Here is a 16,337-nt window from a genome sequence, read left to right on the forward strand (position 1 = left end):
GAGAACCATGCCCGACGCTCCTGCTTTACACCTGACCGCCATCGACACCCACGCCCACGTATTCAGCCGCGGGCTGAACCTGGCCAGCGAGCGGCGTTACGCGCCCAGCTACGATGCGCCGCTGGGCGACTACCTGGGCCAACTGCTGGCCCATGGTTTCAGCCACGGCGTGCTGGTTCAGCCCAGTTTTCTGGGGACCGACAACCGCTACCTGCTCAGCGCCCTGCAAACGGTGCCGGGGCAACTGCGCGGGGTGGTGATGCTGGAGCAGGACGTCGAGCGTGAGACGCTGGATGGGATGGCCCGGCTCGGCGTGAGGGGCGTGCGCCTGAACCTCATGGGCCAGGCGTTGCCCGACCTCACGGGTGCCGAGTGGCGGCCCTTGCTGGAACGCATTGGCGAGCAGGGCTGGCACCTGGAGCTGCATCGCCACGTGGCGGACATTCCGGCACTGGTGCGGGCGCTTGAGCCGTATGGGCTGGACATCGTGGTCGATCATTTCGGCCGGCCTGATGCCCGCCGTGGCCTGGGCCAACCAGGGTTTGCCGAGTTACTGACCCTGGGTGGGCGGGGCAAGGTATGGGTGAAGGTATCGGGTATTTATCGGTTGGAAGGCTCGCCGGAACAGAACCTTGCCTTCGCCCGGCAGGCGCTGTGCGCACTGGAAGCGCATTACGGCGCCGAGCGGCTGATGTGGGGCAGTGACTGGCCGCATACCCAGCATGAGTCGGCGGTGGGTTTCAGCACGGCTTTGGAACAGTTTGAGGCCTTGGGGTGTTCGGCGGAGTTGCGTCGGGCGCTGTTGGTTGATACGGCGCGAGCGTTGTTCGGTTTCGAATGATGGGCTGTTTCTGAGGCGACCTGGTCATTGTGGGCGTGAAGGTGCTTGCCAGTGCACGCATTTCCCATGCAGATTTGTGGCCTGACGCGCCCGGCGCGCCTCCAATTGAAAAGCCCTCAGGACCAAGGACGATGAGTCACTCCTCGCAATTCACCTTGCTCGGCAAGCGGCGTTTCCTGCCGTTTTTCATCACTCAGTCACTGGGTGCCTTCAACGACAACCTGTTCAAGCAGTCGCTGATCCTGGCGATCCTGTTCAAGCTCAGCCTGGGCGACGGTGACCGTTCGATCTGGGTCAACCTGTGCGCCTTGCTGTTCATCCTGCCGTTCTTCCTGTTCTCGGCACTGGGTGGGCAGTTTGGTGAGAAGTTCGCCAAGGACGCGTTGATCCGTGCGATCAAGCTGGCCGAGATCGTGATCATGGCGATCGGTGCGCTGGGCTTTATCACCAACCACCTGACGCTGATGCTGGTGGCCCTGTTTGGCATGGGCACTCACTCGGCGCTGTTCGGCCCGGTGAAGTACTCGATCCTGCCGCAGGCCCTGCGCGAAGAAGAGCTGGTGGGCGGCAACGGGCTGGTGGAAACCGGCACCTTTCTGGCCATTCTCGCCGGCACTATCGGCGCCGGGGTGATGATGTCGGCCGACAGCTATGCCACGGTGGTGGCGGGTGGCGTGGTCGGCACCGCTGTGCTCGGCTACCTGGCCAGCCGCTGGATCCCGCGGGCCGCTGCCGCTTCGCCGAACATGCCGCTGGACTGGAACATCTTCAAGCAGTCGTGGGCGATCCTGCGCATGGGCCTGGGCCAGCCGCCGGCCGTGTCGCGTTCGATCGTCGGCAACTCGTGGTTCTGGTTCGTCGGGGCCATCTACCTCACGCAGATCCCGGCCTACGCCAAGGACTGGCTGCACGGTGACGGCACGGTGGTCACTCTGGTGCTGACACTGTTCTCGGTGGGCATTGCCCTCGGTTCGCTGCTGTGTGAGCGGCTGAGCGGGCGCAAAGTGGAAATCGGCCTGGTGCCGTTCGGCTCGTTCGGCCTGACCCTGTTCGGCCTGCTGTGGTGGTGGCACTCCGGCGATGTGCCGGCTGCAGCGGTCCCGCACGACTGGCTGACGCTGCTGGGCATGGGGCAGGCCTGGTGGATCCTGCTGTCGATCGTTGGCCTGGGCGTGTTCGGCGGCTTCTACATCGTGCCGCTGTATGCGCTGATCCAGGCCCGCACGGCCGAGGACCAGCGCGCGCGAGTGATCGCGGCCAACAACATCCTCAATGCTTTGTTCATGGTGGTGTCGGCGGTGCTCACCATCATCCTGCTGGGCCTGGCGGGTTTCACCATCCCGCAGCTGTTCCTGGTGGTGTCGCTGCTCAACATCGCGGTCAACGCCTACATCTTCAGGATCGTGCCCGAGTTCACCATGCGTTTCCTGATCTGGCTGCTCAGCCATTCGATGTACCGCGTGCAGCATCGCGACCTGGAGCGCATTCCCGATGAAGGTGCGGCGCTGCTGGTGTGCAACCACGTGTCGTTCGTCGATGCGCTGCTGTTGGGCGGGGCGATCCGCCGGCCGATCCGCTTTGTCATGTACTACAAGATCTACAACCTGCCGGTGCTCAACTTCGTGTTCCGCACCGCGGGCGCCATCCCGATTGCCGGGCGTAACGAAGACCTGGCCACCTATGAGCGGGCCTTCGCGCGCATTGCCGAGTACCTGGCCGACGGCGAGCTGGTGTGTATTTTCCCGGAAGGCAAGCTGACCGGCGATGGCGAGATCGATGTGTTCAAGGGCGGTGTCAATCGCATCCTCGAGGAAACGCCGGTGCCGGTGATTCCGCTGGCCTTGCAGGGGCTGTGGGGCAGCTTCTTCAGCCGCGACCCGGCCAAGGGCTTTTTCAAGCGCCTGTGGTCGCGGGTGACCATCGTGGCTGGCGCCGCCATCCCGGTGGAGGCAGCGCAGCCAGAAGCATTGCGCGAGCAGGTCAGCCGCTTGCGCGGCAACCTGCGTTAGGGGGAGGGTTAGCTGGCGCTGACTTTGAGGCCGACCAGGCCGCAGACGATCAGCGCCACGCTGACCAGCCGTACCAGGGCCATGGATTCGCCGAACAGGATGATGCCGGCGATCACCGTGCCAACGGCACCCACGCCGGTCCAGATGGCATAGGCGGTGCCAAGCGGCAGCTCTTTCATGGCCAGGCCCAGCAGGCCCAGGCTGATGACCATGGCGCCAACGGTAAGCACGGTGGGAATCGGCTTGCTGAAGCCGTCGGTGTATTTCAGGCCAACGGCCCAGCCGACCTCGAACAGGCCGGCGAAGAACAGGATAATCCAGGACATAGGTGTGTCTCCATCGTTTGAATGATGGGGCCGTCCCCGGAATGGTCACGCGGTGCGTCGTGAGGTCGTCCTCACAGTGGGCAATATAGTGCACATGTGTGGCCTTCCAGGCAACATCAATGCCTGGCGGGCTCCACTTCTTCAGCTTCTACCGCAGGCTCACCCATCCGCCGGAACCAGGTCGATAGCAACGCCCCTGAAATGTTATGCCACACGCTAAACAACGCACTCGGCACTGCCGCCAACGGCGAGAAGTGCGCCGCTGCCAATGCAGCCCCCAGCCCGGAGTTCTGCATGCCTACCTCCAGCGCCAGCGACTTGCGCTGGGCCAGCGGCAGCTTGCACAGCTTGCCGGTCAGGTACCCCAACAAATAGCCGAAGCTGTTGTGCAGCATCACCACGGCCATGATCAGCAGCCCGGATTCGGCGATTTTCGCCTGGCTGGCCGCTACCACGGCGCACACGATCATCACGATGCTCACCACCGATACCAGCGGCAATACTTGCACCGCTGCCTGCACCCGCGCGCCGAGCAAGCGCTGAGCCAGCACGCCGAGCACGATTGGCAGCATGACCAGCTGCAGGATCGACCAGAACATGTCCATGAAGGACACCGGCAACCAGGCCGAGGCCAGGAACCAGATCAGCGCCGGCGTCAGTAACGGGGCCAGCAGCGTGGTCACAGCAGCAATCGCCACCGCCAGCGCCAGGTCCCCACGGGACAGCCACACCATCACGTTCGACGCCGTACCACTCGGGCAGCAGCCGACCAGAATCACGCCCACGGCAATTTCCGGTGGCAGGTGGAACAGCTGACACAGCAGCCAGGCCATGCCCGGCATGATCACGAAGTGCGCGACCACCCCCAGCATCACCCGCCAAGGCTGGCGGGCGAGGGCGGCGAAGTCGTCGAGCTTGAGGGTGAGCCCCATGCCGAACATCACCAGGCCCAGCAGCGGCACGATAGCGACCTTGAGGGCGATGAACCATTGCGGTTGCAGGAAGGCCAGCACGGCAAACACCAGCACCCACAGGGCGAAGGTATTGCCGACGAAGCGGCTGAGGGCGGCGAGGGCACGCATGGGAAACCTCCGGTTTCAGCTTCAAGTAGCAAGCTTCAAGCTGCAAGTGAAAGCAGTACGGTGCCGCGTCTGGCACCGCACTACTGCTTTTGATTGTTCTTATGGCTTGCTGCTAGAAGCTTGCAGCTGCCTTTAGACCCCTTGCGGAATCTCCTCCCCACCCAGCGCTTCGAACAGCACCGGCAGGAACTCGGCAAAGGTCATCATCATCAGCTGGAAGCTGGCATCGAACTGCTGCGCCGCCTCATCACCACCATCCTGCTCGGCCTGCTCCTGCAGCAGCTCTTCGAACTTCAGGCGCTTGATCACCATCTTGTCGTCCAGGATGAACGACAGCTTGTCCTGCCAGGCCAGGGCCAGCTGGGTCACCACTTTGCCGGTGCTCAGGTGCAGCTGGATTTCCTCGCCGGTCAGGTCCTGGCGTTTGCAGCGCACGATGCCGCCGTCTTCGGCGGTGTCGCGCAGCTCGCACTCGTCCAGCACATAGAAGCCTTCGGCGGCCTGTTGCGACTTGACCCAGTCGGTCATGGTGGCAACCGGTGCAATTTTCACCGTGGCCGGGCGCACCGGCAGCGAGCCCATCACTTCACGCAGGGTCGACAGCAGGTCTTCGGCACGCTTGGCGCTGGCCGAGTTCACCAGGATGACGCCCTGGCGCGGGGCAATGGCAGCGAAGATCATCGAGCGGCGGATGAACGCGCGCGGCAGGAAGGCCTGGATGATCTCGTCCTTGATCTGGTCGCGCTCCTTTTTATAGACCTTGCGCATCTGCTCGGTCTCGATCTCTTCGACCTTTTCCTTGACCGCGTCGTTGACCACGCTGCTCGGCAGGATGCGTTCTTCCTTGCGCGCGGCAATCAGCAGGTACTCGCCGCTGACATGCACCAGGGGAGCGTCTTCGCCTTTGCCGAACGGCGCGACGAAACCATAGGTGGTCAGCTCCTGGCTGGCGCAGGGGCGGGCCGGCTTGCTGGCCAGGGCGGCTTCCAGCGCTTCAGGCTCGAACGGGACTTCCTGGGTCAGGCGGTAGGTCAGCAGGTTCTTGAACCACATGAGGGGCAACTCTCCTTAATGCATAAGGCGGGCATTATTCTCCGTGTGGTGATCTGAGACCAGCCCTGTCACAGGGCCAGCAGCGGCTTCTGCCTCAAAGAAACACCCGGCAACGCTAGGTCTTTGAAAGGCATGAAGTTTTTTTTGAAAAAAGTTTAAAAAGTGCTTGCCAGGGTGCAGGGTCGTCCGTAGAATGCGCGCCACACCGAGACGAAGGGTGATTAGCTCAGCCGGGAGAGCATCTGCCTTACAAGCAGAGGGTCGGCGGTTCGATCCCGTCATCACCCACCACTCGATGTATAGCGCAGCGGTAGTTCAGTCGGTTAGAATACCGGCCTGTCACGCCGGGGGTCGCGGGTTCGAGTCCCGTCCGCTGCGCCATATTCCACTTCCAGGGCCCACTGAACACCCGGAAGTAACAAAGAAAGCGACCTTAGGGTCGCTTTTTTTGTGCCTGAATTTCAGGTGTCAGTGTTCTTCTTCCCGCAGCGTCAGCACCTCAACCCCTTCTTCAGTCACCGCTACCGTATGCTCCCACTGCGCCGACAGGGTGTGGTCACGCGTAATCACCGTCCAGCCATCCTTCAGCGCTCGTGTGCCACGGCCACCCTGGTTGATCATCGGCTCGATGGTAAACACCATTCCCGGCTTGAGCTTCATACCCATGCCACGCTGGCCGATGTGCAGCACTTCCGGTGCTTCATGCATCTGCTGGCCAATGCCGTGCCCGCAATATTCGCGCACCACGCTGTAGCCCGCTGCTTCGGCATGGGCCTGGATGGCATGGCCGATATCGCCGAGCGTGGCCCCGGGGCGGACCTGTTCGATGCCTTTCCACAGCGCATCGTAGGTCGTATCGACCAGGCGCCGGGCTTCATCGCTGATTTTCCCGATGCAGTACATCTTCGACGAGTCGGCGATGTAGCCGCCTTGCTCCAGGGTGATGTCGACGTTGATGATCGAGCCTTCCTTCAACACTTCATCGACCTTGGGTATGCCGTGGCACACCACATGGTCCACCGAGGTATTCAGCGAATAGGGGAAGCCGTACTGGCCCTTGCTCGCAGGCCGGGCTTTGAGTGTGCCGACAATGAATGCCTCGGCGCGGTCGTTGATTTGCATCGTCGTGATGCCGGGGCGGATGAAACTGTCGAGTTCGGCGAACACTTGGGCCAGCAGTTGGCCGGCGCGGCGCATCAGGTCGAGTTGGGCGGGGGTCTTGAGGATCACTTGGGACATGGGGAGAGGGCGGTTGCTCATGCTGGAATGTGCCCCAGCATAGCGCCAGGTGTCCTCGGGTTGCCACCGCGTGGTGCGAAACCTGTGTCGGCCTCTTCGCGGGCACGCCCGCTCCCACAGGTACGGCACCGCCCCCAGGCCTTGTGATATCCCTGTGGGAGCGGGCGTGCCCGCGAAAGGGCCGGTACAGCTGGCCCATTAATTGCTGACTTACTCCTCATCCAGGGCCATCAACGTCGACCGCCCACAAAACCTCACGACAAAGGCGCCGTGTTGCCCCTCGCTTGCATCAGCAAGCCGGGGCAGCCGGCGCCTTTTTGCGTTCCCCACAGGAGCCCGCCCATGGCCAAGAGCGAAGTACGCAGCGTTTGCCCCTATTGTGGCGTCGGCTGCGGCATCGTCATGAGCGTTGCCGACGGCAAGGTCAGCAAGGTCAGCGGCGACAAGCAACACCCCAGCAACTTCGGCCGCCTGTGCACCAAGGGCCTCACTGCGCACCTGCCGCTGACCGCTGCCGGGCGCATGGAAGACGCCTATGTACGGCAGCAGCGAAACCAGCAACCGGTGCGCACCGGCATTGACCAGGCCATCGCCGAAACAGCTGCACGCCTGCGCGGCATCATCGATCAGCATGGCAACGACGCCGTGGCGCTGTACGTGTCCGGGCAGATGTCGCTGGAAGCCCAGTACCTGGCCAACAAACTGGCCAAGGGCTTTATCCGCACCCGCCACATCGAGTCCAATTCGCGCCTGTGCATGGCCAGCGCCGGCAGTGGCTACAAGCTGTCGCTTGGTGCCGATGGCCCACCCGGCAGCTACCAGGATTTCGAACACGCCGACGTGTTCCTGGTGATTGGCGCCAACATGGCCGACTGCCACCCGATCCTGTTTCTGCGCATGCTCGACCGGGTCAAGGCCGGTGCGAAGCTGATTGTGGTCGACCCACGGCGCAGCGCCACCGCCGACAAGGCCGACCTGTTCCTGCAGGTACGCCCCGGCAGCGACATGGCCTTGCTCAACGGCTTGCTGCACCTGCTACATCGCAACGGCCATACCAACCCTGACTTCATTGCCTGCCACACCGAAGGCTGGGATGAACTGCCAGCCTTCCTCGACGACTACAGCCCCGAGCGCGTGGCTGCCATCACCGGGCTGGCCGAGGCCGACATCATCAAGGCCGCCGAATGGATCGGCGGTGCCAGCAACTGGATGAGCTGCTGGACCATGGGCTTGAACCAGAGCATCCATGGCACCTGGCACACCAATGCGATCTGTAACCTGCACCTGGCCACCGGCGCCATCTGCCGCCCCGGCAGCGGGCCGTTCTCGCTGACCGGTCAGCCCAACGCCATGGGCGGCCGTGAGATGGGCTACATGGGGCCCGGCTTGCCAGGCCAGCGCTCGGCGCTGGTGGAAGCCGACCGTGCCTTTGTCGAACAGCAATGGCAACTGGCACCTGGCAGCCTGCGCCGCGAAGGCGGCGAGGGCACGGTGGCACTGTTCGAACAGATGAAGGCCGGTGAAGTGAAGGCTTGCTGGATCATCTGCAGCAACCCGGTGGCCAGTGTCGCCAACCGCCAGCAAGTGATCGACGGCCTGCATCAGGCTGAGCTGGTGATTACTCAGGACGCTTTCCTCGACACCGAAACCAATCGCTACGCCGACATTCTGCTACCGGCCGCGCTGTGGGCCGAAGGCGAGGGCGTGATGATCAACAGCGAGCGCAACCTTACCCTGATGCCGCGCGCCGTCGAGCCGCCAGGGCAGAGCCTGCCGGACTGGCAGATCATTGCCCGCGTGGCGTGCGCCATGGGTTATGCCGACGCCTTCGATTACGCCGATGCCGAAGCGGTGTACGAGGAAGTCCGTCGCTTCCATAACCCTGCCACCGGGTACGACCTGCGCGGCATCGGTTATGCCGAACTGCGTGAGCAACCGCGCCAGTGGCCTTGCGCGCCTGGCCGTGACAGCGACCGCAGCCCGTTGCGCTACCTGAATGACGGCAGCAGCCAGGTGCTGCTGCACGATGCCCAGGGCCAGCGCTCGGCGTTGGCCTTCCCCACCGCCAGTGGCAAAGCCCGTTTCTTCGCCCGGCCTTGGTTGCCGGCACCGGAGTTGCCGAATGACGACTACCCCATGGTGCTGAATACCGGCCGTGTGCAGCACCAGTGGCACACCCTGACCAAGACCGGCAAGGTGCCGGCATTGAACAAGCTGGAGCCCGGCCCTTTCGTCGAAATTCACCCCGAAGACGCCGCCAGGCTGGGCGTTGCCGAGAAAGACCAGGTGGCCATTCGGTCGCGCCGTGGCCAGGCCGTGCTACCCGCACGCATCAGCGACCGGGTCATGCCAGGCAACTGCTTCGCACCCTTCCATTGGAACGATGTGGTCGGCGAGCAACTGGCAATCAATGCCGTCACCTGCGATGCGGTTGACCCGCTGTCGCTGCAACCCGCGTTCAAACACTGCGCCGTGGCCCTGGAGCGGGTCGCAGGTGAACGCATCGATACCCTTGAGCTGAACACTGCCAACCCGGAGCCTGCTCGTATGCCGACCGCCACCCTGTCTCGCCTGCTTGGCCTGGACACCTTGCCGGCCCCGGTGCTGGCCGAAGAAGAACGCCATTACCTGCAAGGTTTCCTGCTGGGCCTGGACCAAAGCCGTGCCGAAGGCGTGCCCGGTTTGCCGGCCAATGCACCGCTGGCGGCCAACCGGCGGCTGTTCGTCGACGGCCTGTTGGCCGGGCTGTTCGCCCAGCCCGCAGCACTGCCTGTTGTAGCGTTGGCGGCGCCACGGCACCAGGTGCTGTGGGCCTCGCAGACTGGCAATGGTGAGCTGCTTGCCGAGCGCTGTGCCGAACGCCTGCGCGGTGCCGGCCTGGACGTGCAGCTCAGTTGCATGGAAGCGGTCAGCCCACGGCAGTTGCAGGGCGCCGCCAGTGTACTGCTGATCGCCAGCACCTTTGGCGATGGTGAGGCGCCAGACAGCGCTGGGGCATTCTGGCGGGACTTGCAGGGCGAGGAGGGCGCCTGTTGTGCCGAGCTGCCCTATGCCGTGCTGGCCCTGGGTGACTCCAGCTATGACCAGTTCTGCGGGTTCGGCCGCAAGCTCGACCAGCGCCTGGCGGAACTGGGCGGGCGGCGCCTGCTGCAACGGGTGGACTGCGAGCCGGACTTTGATGAAACCTTCGCGGGCTGGCTCGACGCGTTGCTCCCCACCCTGGGCAGCGCCCCCGCACCGCAACCAGGAGGCGAGCCCGCACCCGTGGCGGCCTACAGCAAGCAGCAACCCTGGGCTGCTACGTTGCTGGAAAACCGCCTGCTCAACGGCCCCGGTGCCAGCAAGGAAACCCGTCAGCTGGTCTTCGACTTGAGCGGCAGCGGCTTCAGCTATGCAGCCGGTGATGCCCTGGGCGTGTGGCCGCGCAATTGCCCCGCGCTGGTCGATGAGTTGCTGGCGTTGATGCAGCTCGATGGCCAGACCAAGGTCGAGCTCAAAGGCCATCCCGTGATGTCACTGGCCGAAGCCCTGCAAGCACACCTGGAAATCGCCAAGGTCACTGCGCAGCAACTCCAGGCCTTCGCGGGTGCTGCCCCGGACCTGCAGCGCCTGCTGCAGCCCGAATGCAAAGCCGAGCTGCAGGACTGGCTGTGGGGCCGGCAGTTGGTCGATGTGTTGCGCGCCTTCCCCCAGCAACTGCCGCTGGCCCGTTGGCTCGACTTGCTCAAACCGTTGCAGCCACGGCTCTACTCGATCAGCTCCAGCCCGCTGGCACACCCGGGCCAGGTGCACCTGACCGTTTCCACCGTGCGCTATGGCGAGCGTAAAGGTGTGTGTTCCAGCTTTCTGGCCGACCGTGCCCAGGCGCTGAACGTGGCCATCTTCCCGCAGGTGTCGAAGCACTTCCGGCTGCCCGAGGATGACAGTGTGCCGGTGATCATGGTTGGCCCTGGGACTGGCATTGCACCGTTTCGTGCGTTTCTGGAGGAGCGAGAAGCGCGGGGCGCGAAAGGGGGCAACTGGCTGTTCTTTGGCGAGCAGTACGCGGCTACCGATTTCTACTACCAGGAGCAGTTGCAGGCTTGGCAGGCAAGCGGCCATCTGCGGCTGGATACCGCGTTTTCCCGTGACCAGGCCGAGAAGATCTATGTGCAGCAGCGCATGCTCGAACAGGGTGCGCAACTGTGGCAGTGGCTGGAGGCGGGGGCGTACTTCTACGTGTGTGGTGATGCCCAGCGCATGGCCAAGGATGTGGATGCGGCGTTGCGTGAAATCATTGCCGAGCATGGGGGCGTGGATGCGGATGCCTACATGGAGGCCTTGAGCAAGGCCAAGCGGTATCGGCGGGATGTGTATTGAATGTGCCCCAAGTTGGGGAGTATGCACTTGGAATGTGCATTTGTTGTGCTGGCCCTATCGCCGGCAAGCCAGCTCCCACAGGTTCTTCACTGCCCTCTAAATCTGTGGAGGGCTTTGTGGGAGCTGGCTTGCCGGCGATAGGGCCAGTGCAGGAAACCGCGTTGGCACACTCCCTGCTTTACCCAAGCTACAACAAAGCCCACTGATCAACGGCGATCAACCCGGGCCACCTACCGTGATGAATACAGGCAAAGGCGCCTGGAGCTTCGGCTCCAGGCGCTTTTTTTTGATCGAGGATCGGCTTATGAAGGCAACAGCGAGCAGCGGGCAACGAGAGCGACTGGTCATCGTCGGCAATGGCATGGTCGGCCACCATTGTGTCGAGCAACTGGTCAGCCGCGGCGCCCACGAGCGCTTCGAACTGCATGTGTTCGGCGAAGAGCGCCAACGCGCCTACGACCGTGTACACCTGTCCGAATACTTCGGCGGCAGCTGTGCCGAAACCCTGGCCCTGTGCGAGCACGATTTCTACACCGCCAACGGCGTGCACCTGCACCTTGGCGAATGCGTGCTGGAAATCGACCGCGAGCGCTGCGAAGTGGTTACCGCCGAAGGCCGGTACGGCTACGACCAACTGGTGCTGGCCACCGGTTCATACCCCTTCGTACCGCCGATCGAAGGCTCCAGCGGCAACGCCCGCCTGGTCTACCGCACCCTCGACGACCTCGATGGCATCCGGGCTGCCGCCGCCAGTGCCCGCCGTGGCGTGGTGGTTGGTGGTGGCCTGCTTGGCCTGGAAGCCGCCAACGCACTCAAATCGTTGGGCCTGGAAGCCCACGTGGTCGAGTTTGCGCCACGCTTGATGCCGGTGCAGCTGGACGGCGAGGGCGGTGCCGCGCTCAAGGCACAGATCGAAGCGCTGGGCGTGGGCGTGCACCTGTCACGCGCCACCCAGTCGATCAGCGAAGGCGAAGCCTACCGCTACCGCATGAACTTCGAGGGCGGCGAGCATCTGGAAACCGACCTGATCGTGTTCTCTGCCGGTATTCGTCCGCAGGATGCCCTGGGCCGTGCCAGTGGGCTGGACATCGCCGCGCGTGGCGGGGTGGTGATCGACAACCACTGCCGCAGCAGCGACCCGCGCATCTTTGCCATTGGTGAGTGCGCCTCGTGGAACGGCAGCGTGTTCGGCCTGGTTGCCCCGGGCTACAGCATGGCGCGTAACCTGGCGGCGTTGCTGACGGGGGAGGCGGCGGTCGCGTTCACCGGTGCCGACATGTCGACCAAGCTCAAGTTGCTGGGCGTGGATGTCGGCTCGATCGGTGATGCTCACGGTGCTACACCAGGGGCACGCAGCTACCGCTTCATCGACGAAGCCAACAGTGCCTACCGCCGGCTGGTGGTGGATGCCAGCGGCAAGCGCGTGCTCGGCGCGGTGCTGGTGGGTGACAACAGTTACTACGACACCCTGCTGCAATACGCACAGAACGGCATCGCCCTGCCGGCCGACCCGGCCGCGCTGATTCTGCCGCAAGGCGGTGGCGCGCCGGCCTTGGGCGCCGATGCACTGCCGGACAGCGCGACCATTTGCTCTTGCCACAACGTCAGCAAGGGTGCGGTGTGCGCCGCCATCGACAGCGGCTGCAGCGACCTTGCCGCAGTCAAGGGGTGCACCAAGGCTGCCACGGGCTGCGGGGGTTGTGCAGCCTTGCTCAAGCAGGTGTTCGAGCATGAACTGACGGCCCGTGGCGTCGCGGTGGACAAGAGCCTGTGCGAGCACTTCGCCTACACCCGGCAGGAGCTGTACGGGCTGGTGCGCGTGGAAGGCATCCGCACGTTCAGCGAACTGCTCGAACGCCATGGCAAGGGCCACGTGGGGTGCGACATCTGCAAGCCGGCAGTGGGCAACATCCTCGCTTCGTGCTGGAACCAGCCGATCATGGACCCGGCACTGGTGCCACTGCAGGACACCAACGACACCTTCATGGCCAACATGCAGAAGAACGGCACCTACTCGGTGGTGCCGCGCATCCCCGGCGGTGAAATTACCCCTGACAAGCTCATCGTCATTGGCCAGGTGGCCAAGAAGTACGACCTGTACACCAAGATCACCGGCGGCCAGCGCATCGACCTGTTCGGCGCCCAGCTGCACGAACTGCCGCTGATCTGGGGGGAGCTGATCGAGGCCGGCTTCGAAACCGGCCACGCCTATGGCAAGTCGACCCGCACGGTGAAGTCGTGCGTCGGCAGCACCTGGTGCCGCTACGGTGTGCAGGACAGTGTCGGCATGGCCCTGCGCCTGGAAGACCGCTACAAGGGTTTGCGCAGCCCGCACAAGCTCAAGTTCGCGGTATCGGGCTGCACCCGCGAATGCGCCGAGGCGCAAAGCAAGGACATCGGCGTGATTGCCACCGACAAAGGCTGGAACCTGTACGTGTGCGGCAACGGCGGCATGCGCCCACGGCATGCCGAGCTGTTCGCCACCGACCTGGACGACGAAACCCTCGTACGCCTGATCGACCGCGTGCTGATGTTCTACATCCGCACGGCCGACAAACTGCAGCGCACTTCGGTGTGGCGCGAGAACCTGGAGGGCGGGCTGGATTACCTGAAACAGGTGATCCTCGATGACAGCCTGGGCCTGGCCGGCGAGCTTGAAGCGCAGATGCAGCATGTGGTGGACCAGTACGAATGCGAATGGGCCAACGCCCTCAACGATCCGGAAAAGCTCAAGCGCTTCCGCACCTTCGTCAACGACCGGCGCGCCGATCCGGACGTGCACTTCGTGCGTGAACGCGAACAACGCCGGCCCGCTGCGCCGCTGCACCTGATCCCCACTGTCGAGGAGGCTGTCTGATGAACCTGTCCAATGCTGTTGTGCAAACCCGGGAGAACTGGCAAGCAGTGTGCCACGCGCAAGACCTGGTAGCTGACTCCGGGGTGGTGGTATGGCTCGACGGGGCCCAGGTGGCGCTGTTTTACCTGCCGGGGCAGGCCCAGCCGCTGTACGCGGTGGACAACCGCGACCCGCGTTCCGGCGCCAATATCATTGGCCGTGGGCTGGTGGGCAGTGTGCAGGGCGAGCTGGTGGTGGCGGCGCCGCTGTACAAACAGCATTTCAGCCTGAAGAGCGGGGTGTGCCTGGAGGACGCCGGGCAACAGCTGCGGGTGTGGCCGGTGCGTTTGAATGGTGAGGCTGTGGAATTGGCTGTGGCCTGATGTTCATCGGCCGGCACAGGTTATCTGCATGCGGCAATGCGTTAAGCTTGCCGCATGAACCTCGACACCCGCATCAAATACCGCCACCTGCTGTGCTTTCTGGAGATTGCCCGGCAGGGCAGCCTAGCCAGGGCTGCCGACGTGCTCGCCATCAGCCAGCCGGCCATTTCCAAAACCCTCAAGGAACTTGAAGACCTGCTGGAAACGCGCCTGTTTGCGCGCAGCCGACAGGGTGTCGAACTGACCCCGGCCGGCACGCGCTTCATGCGTTATGCCGGGCCCAGTGTGCAGGCCCTGCGCGATGGCGTCAGCAGCCTGCGTGGTGAGGCGCGGGCGCCGTCGCAGGTGCGCATCGGCGTGCTGTCGACGGTCGAGGGCCTGCTTATGCCCGAAGTGCTGTGCCGCCTGCACCAGCGCCATGAAGCGCTGGTGATCAGTGTGGTCACCGGGGTCAGCGCGCAGCTGCTTGGCCAACTGCGGCTGGGCGAGCTGGAGCTGGTGGTCGGGCGCATGACCGACAGCCCGCAGATCCAGGGCCTGTCGTTCGAGCACCTGTACAGCGAGTCGATGAGTCTGGTGGTACGCCCGGGCCACCCGCTGCTGGCTGGCACACCCGTCGAGCGGGCCCAGGTGGGGCGTTATCCGCTGGTGTTGCCGCCAGCGGGCACCACCATCCGCCAGCATGCCGACAGCCTGTTCGTACAATGCGGCATCCAGATGCCGGCGCAGCGCCTGGAAACCCTGTCGCTGGCGCTGAGCCGGCGCTACCTGCTGGGCAGCGATGGGCTGTGGGTGGCGCCACGCGATGCGGTGCTGCTCGACCTGCGCCGTGGCGAGCTGGTCGAGCTAGACCTGGGCGTGCGTGAACCGGGTGGCTCGGTGGGCATTTGTCGCAATGCCGCCTTGCCGCAGAGCCTGCCGGGGCAGTGGGTGTGCGAGGTGCTGCGTGAAGTCGCGGGGCAATACCGCGAAGGTCACTACCCTTGAGTGCAGGCCACTGCGCATTCAACGAAATAAATCCCCTGCCGAACCGGGCAAAACCGACACAACCGGGCAATACTGGCCAGTGGCTGCAAACGCATTGATGAATAAGCGTTTAACTACTGAACTTCCTTACCAAAACCCGCTCCTATGCCGGTAGCCATTGGTCATGGCCGCCTGCTAAGCTCGCGGCTTTACCCTGATTGCCCTTATGGCGCATGAACAAGGAAATAGCATGAAACAGCATCGTTTGGCGGCTGCGGTTGCCCTGGTAGGCTTGGTACTGGCTGGCTGCGACCAACAAGCTAGCAGCCCCGAGCTGAAGACTCCGGCAGAGAAAGCCTCCTACGGTATCGGCCTGAACATGGGCAAGAGCCTGGCTCAGGAAGGCATGGAAGACCTTGATTCGAAAGCAGTGGCACTCGGTATCGAAGACGCCGTTGGCAAGAAAGAACAGCGCATCAAGGATGAAGAGCTGGTAGAAGCCTTCACCGCGCTGCAGAAGCGCGCCGAAGAGCGCCTGGCCAAGGCCAGCGAAGAAGCGGCCTCTGCTGGCAAGAAGTTCCTCGAAGAAAACGCCAAGAAACCAGGCGTGGTCACTACCGCCTCGGGCCTGCAGTACGAAGTGGTCAAGAAGGCCGATGGCCCGCAGCCCAAGCCTACTGACGTGGTTACCGTCCACTACGAAGGCAAGCTGATCGATGGCAAGGTGTTCGACAGCTCCGTCGAGCGCGGCAGCCCGATCGACCTGCCCGTCAGCGGCGTGATCCCGGGTTGGGTCGAAGGCCTGCAACTGATGCACGTTGGCGAGAAGTACAAGCTGTTCATCCCGGCTGAACTGGCCTACGGTGCACAAAGCCCAAGCCCGCTGATCCCGGCCAACTCGGTACTGGTGTTCGATCTGGAACTGATCGCCATCAAAGACCCGGCCCAGCTGCAAGGCGCCGAGCCGGAAGCCGAGGCCCCGGCCGAAGCTCCTGCAGAAGCGCCCGCTGAAGCACCCGCCAAGTAATACTGGCAGGTTCTTGCAAAACGCCCCGTCCTGACGGGGCGTTTTCGTTTACGACGATTGGACGAACCTGTAACTGCTGATACTGTCCGAGGAAATGCAGCTTGTTGCTGTAGGATGTTTCTGGCGCAAATCGTTTGCGGCCAGCTACCCACGTATTGAAACGGCTGTGTAAAAAACGCCCGATCTGACCGGGGCCCTTGCCTGGCAGGCACCCGG

11 protein-coding genes and 2 tRNA genes are annotated in these 16,337 nt (G+C 63.7%); 9 read left to right on the top strand and 4 right to left on the bottom strand.

Going from position 1 to position 16,337, the window contains the following annotated elements:
- Nucleotides 1-7 precede the first annotated feature (7 nt).
- Together QQ992_RS06560 and QQ992_RS06565 are read left to right on the top strand one after the other, a co-directional pair.
- Entirely contained in the window at nt 8-841 is an 834-nt protein-coding gene (locus QQ992_RS06560; protein ID WP_286112677.1) for an amidohydrolase family protein, read from the top strand.
- 131 nt (nt 842-972) lie between these two features.
- Nucleotides 973-2,850, top strand: a complete 1,878-nt coding sequence (locus QQ992_RS06565) for a 1-acyl-sn-glycerol-3-phosphate acyltransferase (protein ID WP_119371030.1) — start codon at nt 973-975, stop codon at nt 2,848-2,850.
- Nucleotides 2,851-2,858: 8 nt separating this feature from the next.
- Here QQ992_RS06565 and sugE read toward each other — a convergent pair whose 3' ends face one another.
- From sugE to rdgC, 3 genes are all read right to left on the bottom strand, one after another.
- The gene (gene sugE / locus QQ992_RS06570; protein ID WP_012270979.1) at nt 2,859-3,176 is read right to left on the bottom strand and encodes a quaternary ammonium compound efflux SMR transporter SugE; all 318 of its coding nucleotides are present in this window, start codon (nt 3,174-3,176) and stop codon (nt 2,859-2,861) included.
- Nucleotides 3,177-3,292: 116 nt separating this feature from the next.
- Complete coding sequence (locus QQ992_RS06575) at nt 3,293-4,258, bottom strand: bile acid:sodium symporter family protein (RefSeq protein WP_286112678.1); 966 nt, start codon at nt 4,256-4,258, stop codon at nt 3,293-3,295.
- A gap of 132 nt (nt 4,259-4,390) precedes the next feature.
- The gene (gene rdgC / locus QQ992_RS06580; protein ID WP_016715497.1) at nt 4,391-5,311 is read right to left on the bottom strand and encodes a recombination-associated protein RdgC; all 921 of its coding nucleotides are present in this window, start codon (nt 5,309-5,311) and stop codon (nt 4,391-4,393) included.
- A gap of 215 nt (nt 5,312-5,526) precedes the next feature.
- On the opposite strand from rdgC, the gene QQ992_RS06585 reads away from it, so the two are divergent.
- Nucleotides 5,527-5,602 (top strand) — tRNA-Val (locus QQ992_RS06585).
- A gap of 13 nt (nt 5,603-5,615) precedes the next feature.
- A tRNA-Asp gene (locus tag QQ992_RS06590) sits at nt 5,616-5,692 on the top strand.
- An 87-nt stretch (nt 5,693-5,779) separates the two neighbouring features.
- Here the strand turns inward: QQ992_RS06590 and map are convergent.
- On the bottom strand, nt 5,780-6,571 hold the full coding sequence (map, locus tag QQ992_RS06595; RefSeq protein ID WP_286112680.1) for a type I methionyl aminopeptidase: 792 nt from the start codon (nt 6,569-6,571) through the stop codon (nt 5,780-5,782).
- A gap of 321 nt (nt 6,572-6,892) precedes the next feature.
- On the opposite strand from map, the gene QQ992_RS06600 reads away from it, so the two are divergent.
- The 5 genes from QQ992_RS06600 to bamJ all read left to right on the top strand — a co-directional run bounded on the left by QQ992_RS06600 (nt 6,893) and on the right by bamJ (nt 16,121).
- Nucleotides 6,893-10,909: a bifunctional nitrate reductase/sulfite reductase flavoprotein subunit alpha gene (locus tag QQ992_RS06600; protein WP_286112681.1), complete on the top strand. Its 4,017-nt coding sequence runs from the start codon at nt 6,893-6,895 to the stop codon at nt 10,907-10,909.
- Nucleotides 10,910-11,213: 304 nt separating this feature from the next.
- Nucleotides 11,214-13,766: a nitrite reductase large subunit NirB gene (gene nirB / locus QQ992_RS06605; RefSeq protein WP_286112682.1), complete on the top strand. Its 2,553-nt coding sequence runs from the start codon at nt 11,214-11,216 to the stop codon at nt 13,764-13,766.
- Nucleotides 13,766-14,128, top strand: coding sequence for a nitrite reductase small subunit NirD (gene nirD, locus QQ992_RS06610; protein ID WP_286112684.1), 363 nt, complete (start codon nt 13,766-13,768; stop codon nt 14,126-14,128). The genes nirB and nirD overlap by 1 nt, the downstream gene beginning before the upstream one ends.
- A gap of 54 nt (nt 14,129-14,182) precedes the next feature.
- The gene (pcaQ, locus tag QQ992_RS06615; protein WP_060497591.1) at nt 14,183-15,115 is read left to right on the top strand and encodes a pca operon transcription factor PcaQ; all 933 of its coding nucleotides are present in this window, start codon (nt 14,183-14,185) and stop codon (nt 15,113-15,115) included.
- 229 nt (nt 15,116-15,344) lie between these two features.
- Complete coding sequence (bamJ, locus tag QQ992_RS06620) at nt 15,345-16,121, top strand: BamJ family beta-barrel-assembly machinery protein (RefSeq protein WP_019097094.1); 777 nt, start codon at nt 15,345-15,347, stop codon at nt 16,119-16,121.
- The last annotated feature ends 216 nt before the right edge of the window (nt 16,122-16,337 follow it).

Source organism: Pseudomonas kurunegalensis, from assembly GCF_030291635.1.
Lineage (GTDB): Bacteria > Pseudomonadota > Gammaproteobacteria > Pseudomonadales > Pseudomonadaceae > Aquipseudomonas > Aquipseudomonas monteilii.

Bases quoted from the DNA above. Each gene is read 5' to 3' on its own strand.
- QQ992_RS06560 (WP_286112677.1), top strand. From the start codon at position 8: ATGCCCGACGCTCCTGCTTTACACCTGACCGCCATCGACACCCACGCC.
- QQ992_RS06565 (WP_119371030.1), top strand. From the start codon at position 973: ATGAGTCACTCCTCGCAATTCACCTTGCTCGGCAAGCGGCGTTTCCTG.
- sugE (WP_012270979.1), bottom strand. From the start codon at position 3,176: ATGTCCTGGATTATCCTGTTCTTCGCCGGCCTGTTCGAGGTCGGCTGG.
- QQ992_RS06575 (WP_286112678.1), bottom strand. From the start codon at position 4,258: ATGCGTGCCCTCGCCGCCCTCAGCCGCTTCGTCGGCAATACCTTCGCC.
- rdgC (WP_016715497.1), bottom strand. From the start codon at position 5,311: ATGTGGTTCAAGAACCTGCTGACCTACCGCCTGACCCAGGAAGTCCCG.
- map (WP_286112680.1), bottom strand. From the start codon at position 6,571: ATGAGCAACCGCCCTCTCCCCATGTCCCAAGTGATCCTCAAGACCCCC.
- QQ992_RS06600 (WP_286112681.1), top strand. From the start codon at position 6,893: ATGGCCAAGAGCGAAGTACGCAGCGTTTGCCCCTATTGTGGCGTCGGC.
- nirB (WP_286112682.1), top strand. From the start codon at position 11,214: ATGAAGGCAACAGCGAGCAGCGGGCAACGAGAGCGACTGGTCATCGTC.
- nirD (WP_286112684.1), top strand. From the start codon at position 13,766: ATGAACCTGTCCAATGCTGTTGTGCAAACCCGGGAGAACTGGCAAGCA.
- pcaQ (WP_060497591.1), top strand. From the start codon at position 14,183: ATGAACCTCGACACCCGCATCAAATACCGCCACCTGCTGTGCTTTCTG.
- bamJ (WP_019097094.1), top strand. From the start codon at position 15,345: ATGAAACAGCATCGTTTGGCGGCTGCGGTTGCCCTGGTAGGCTTGGTA.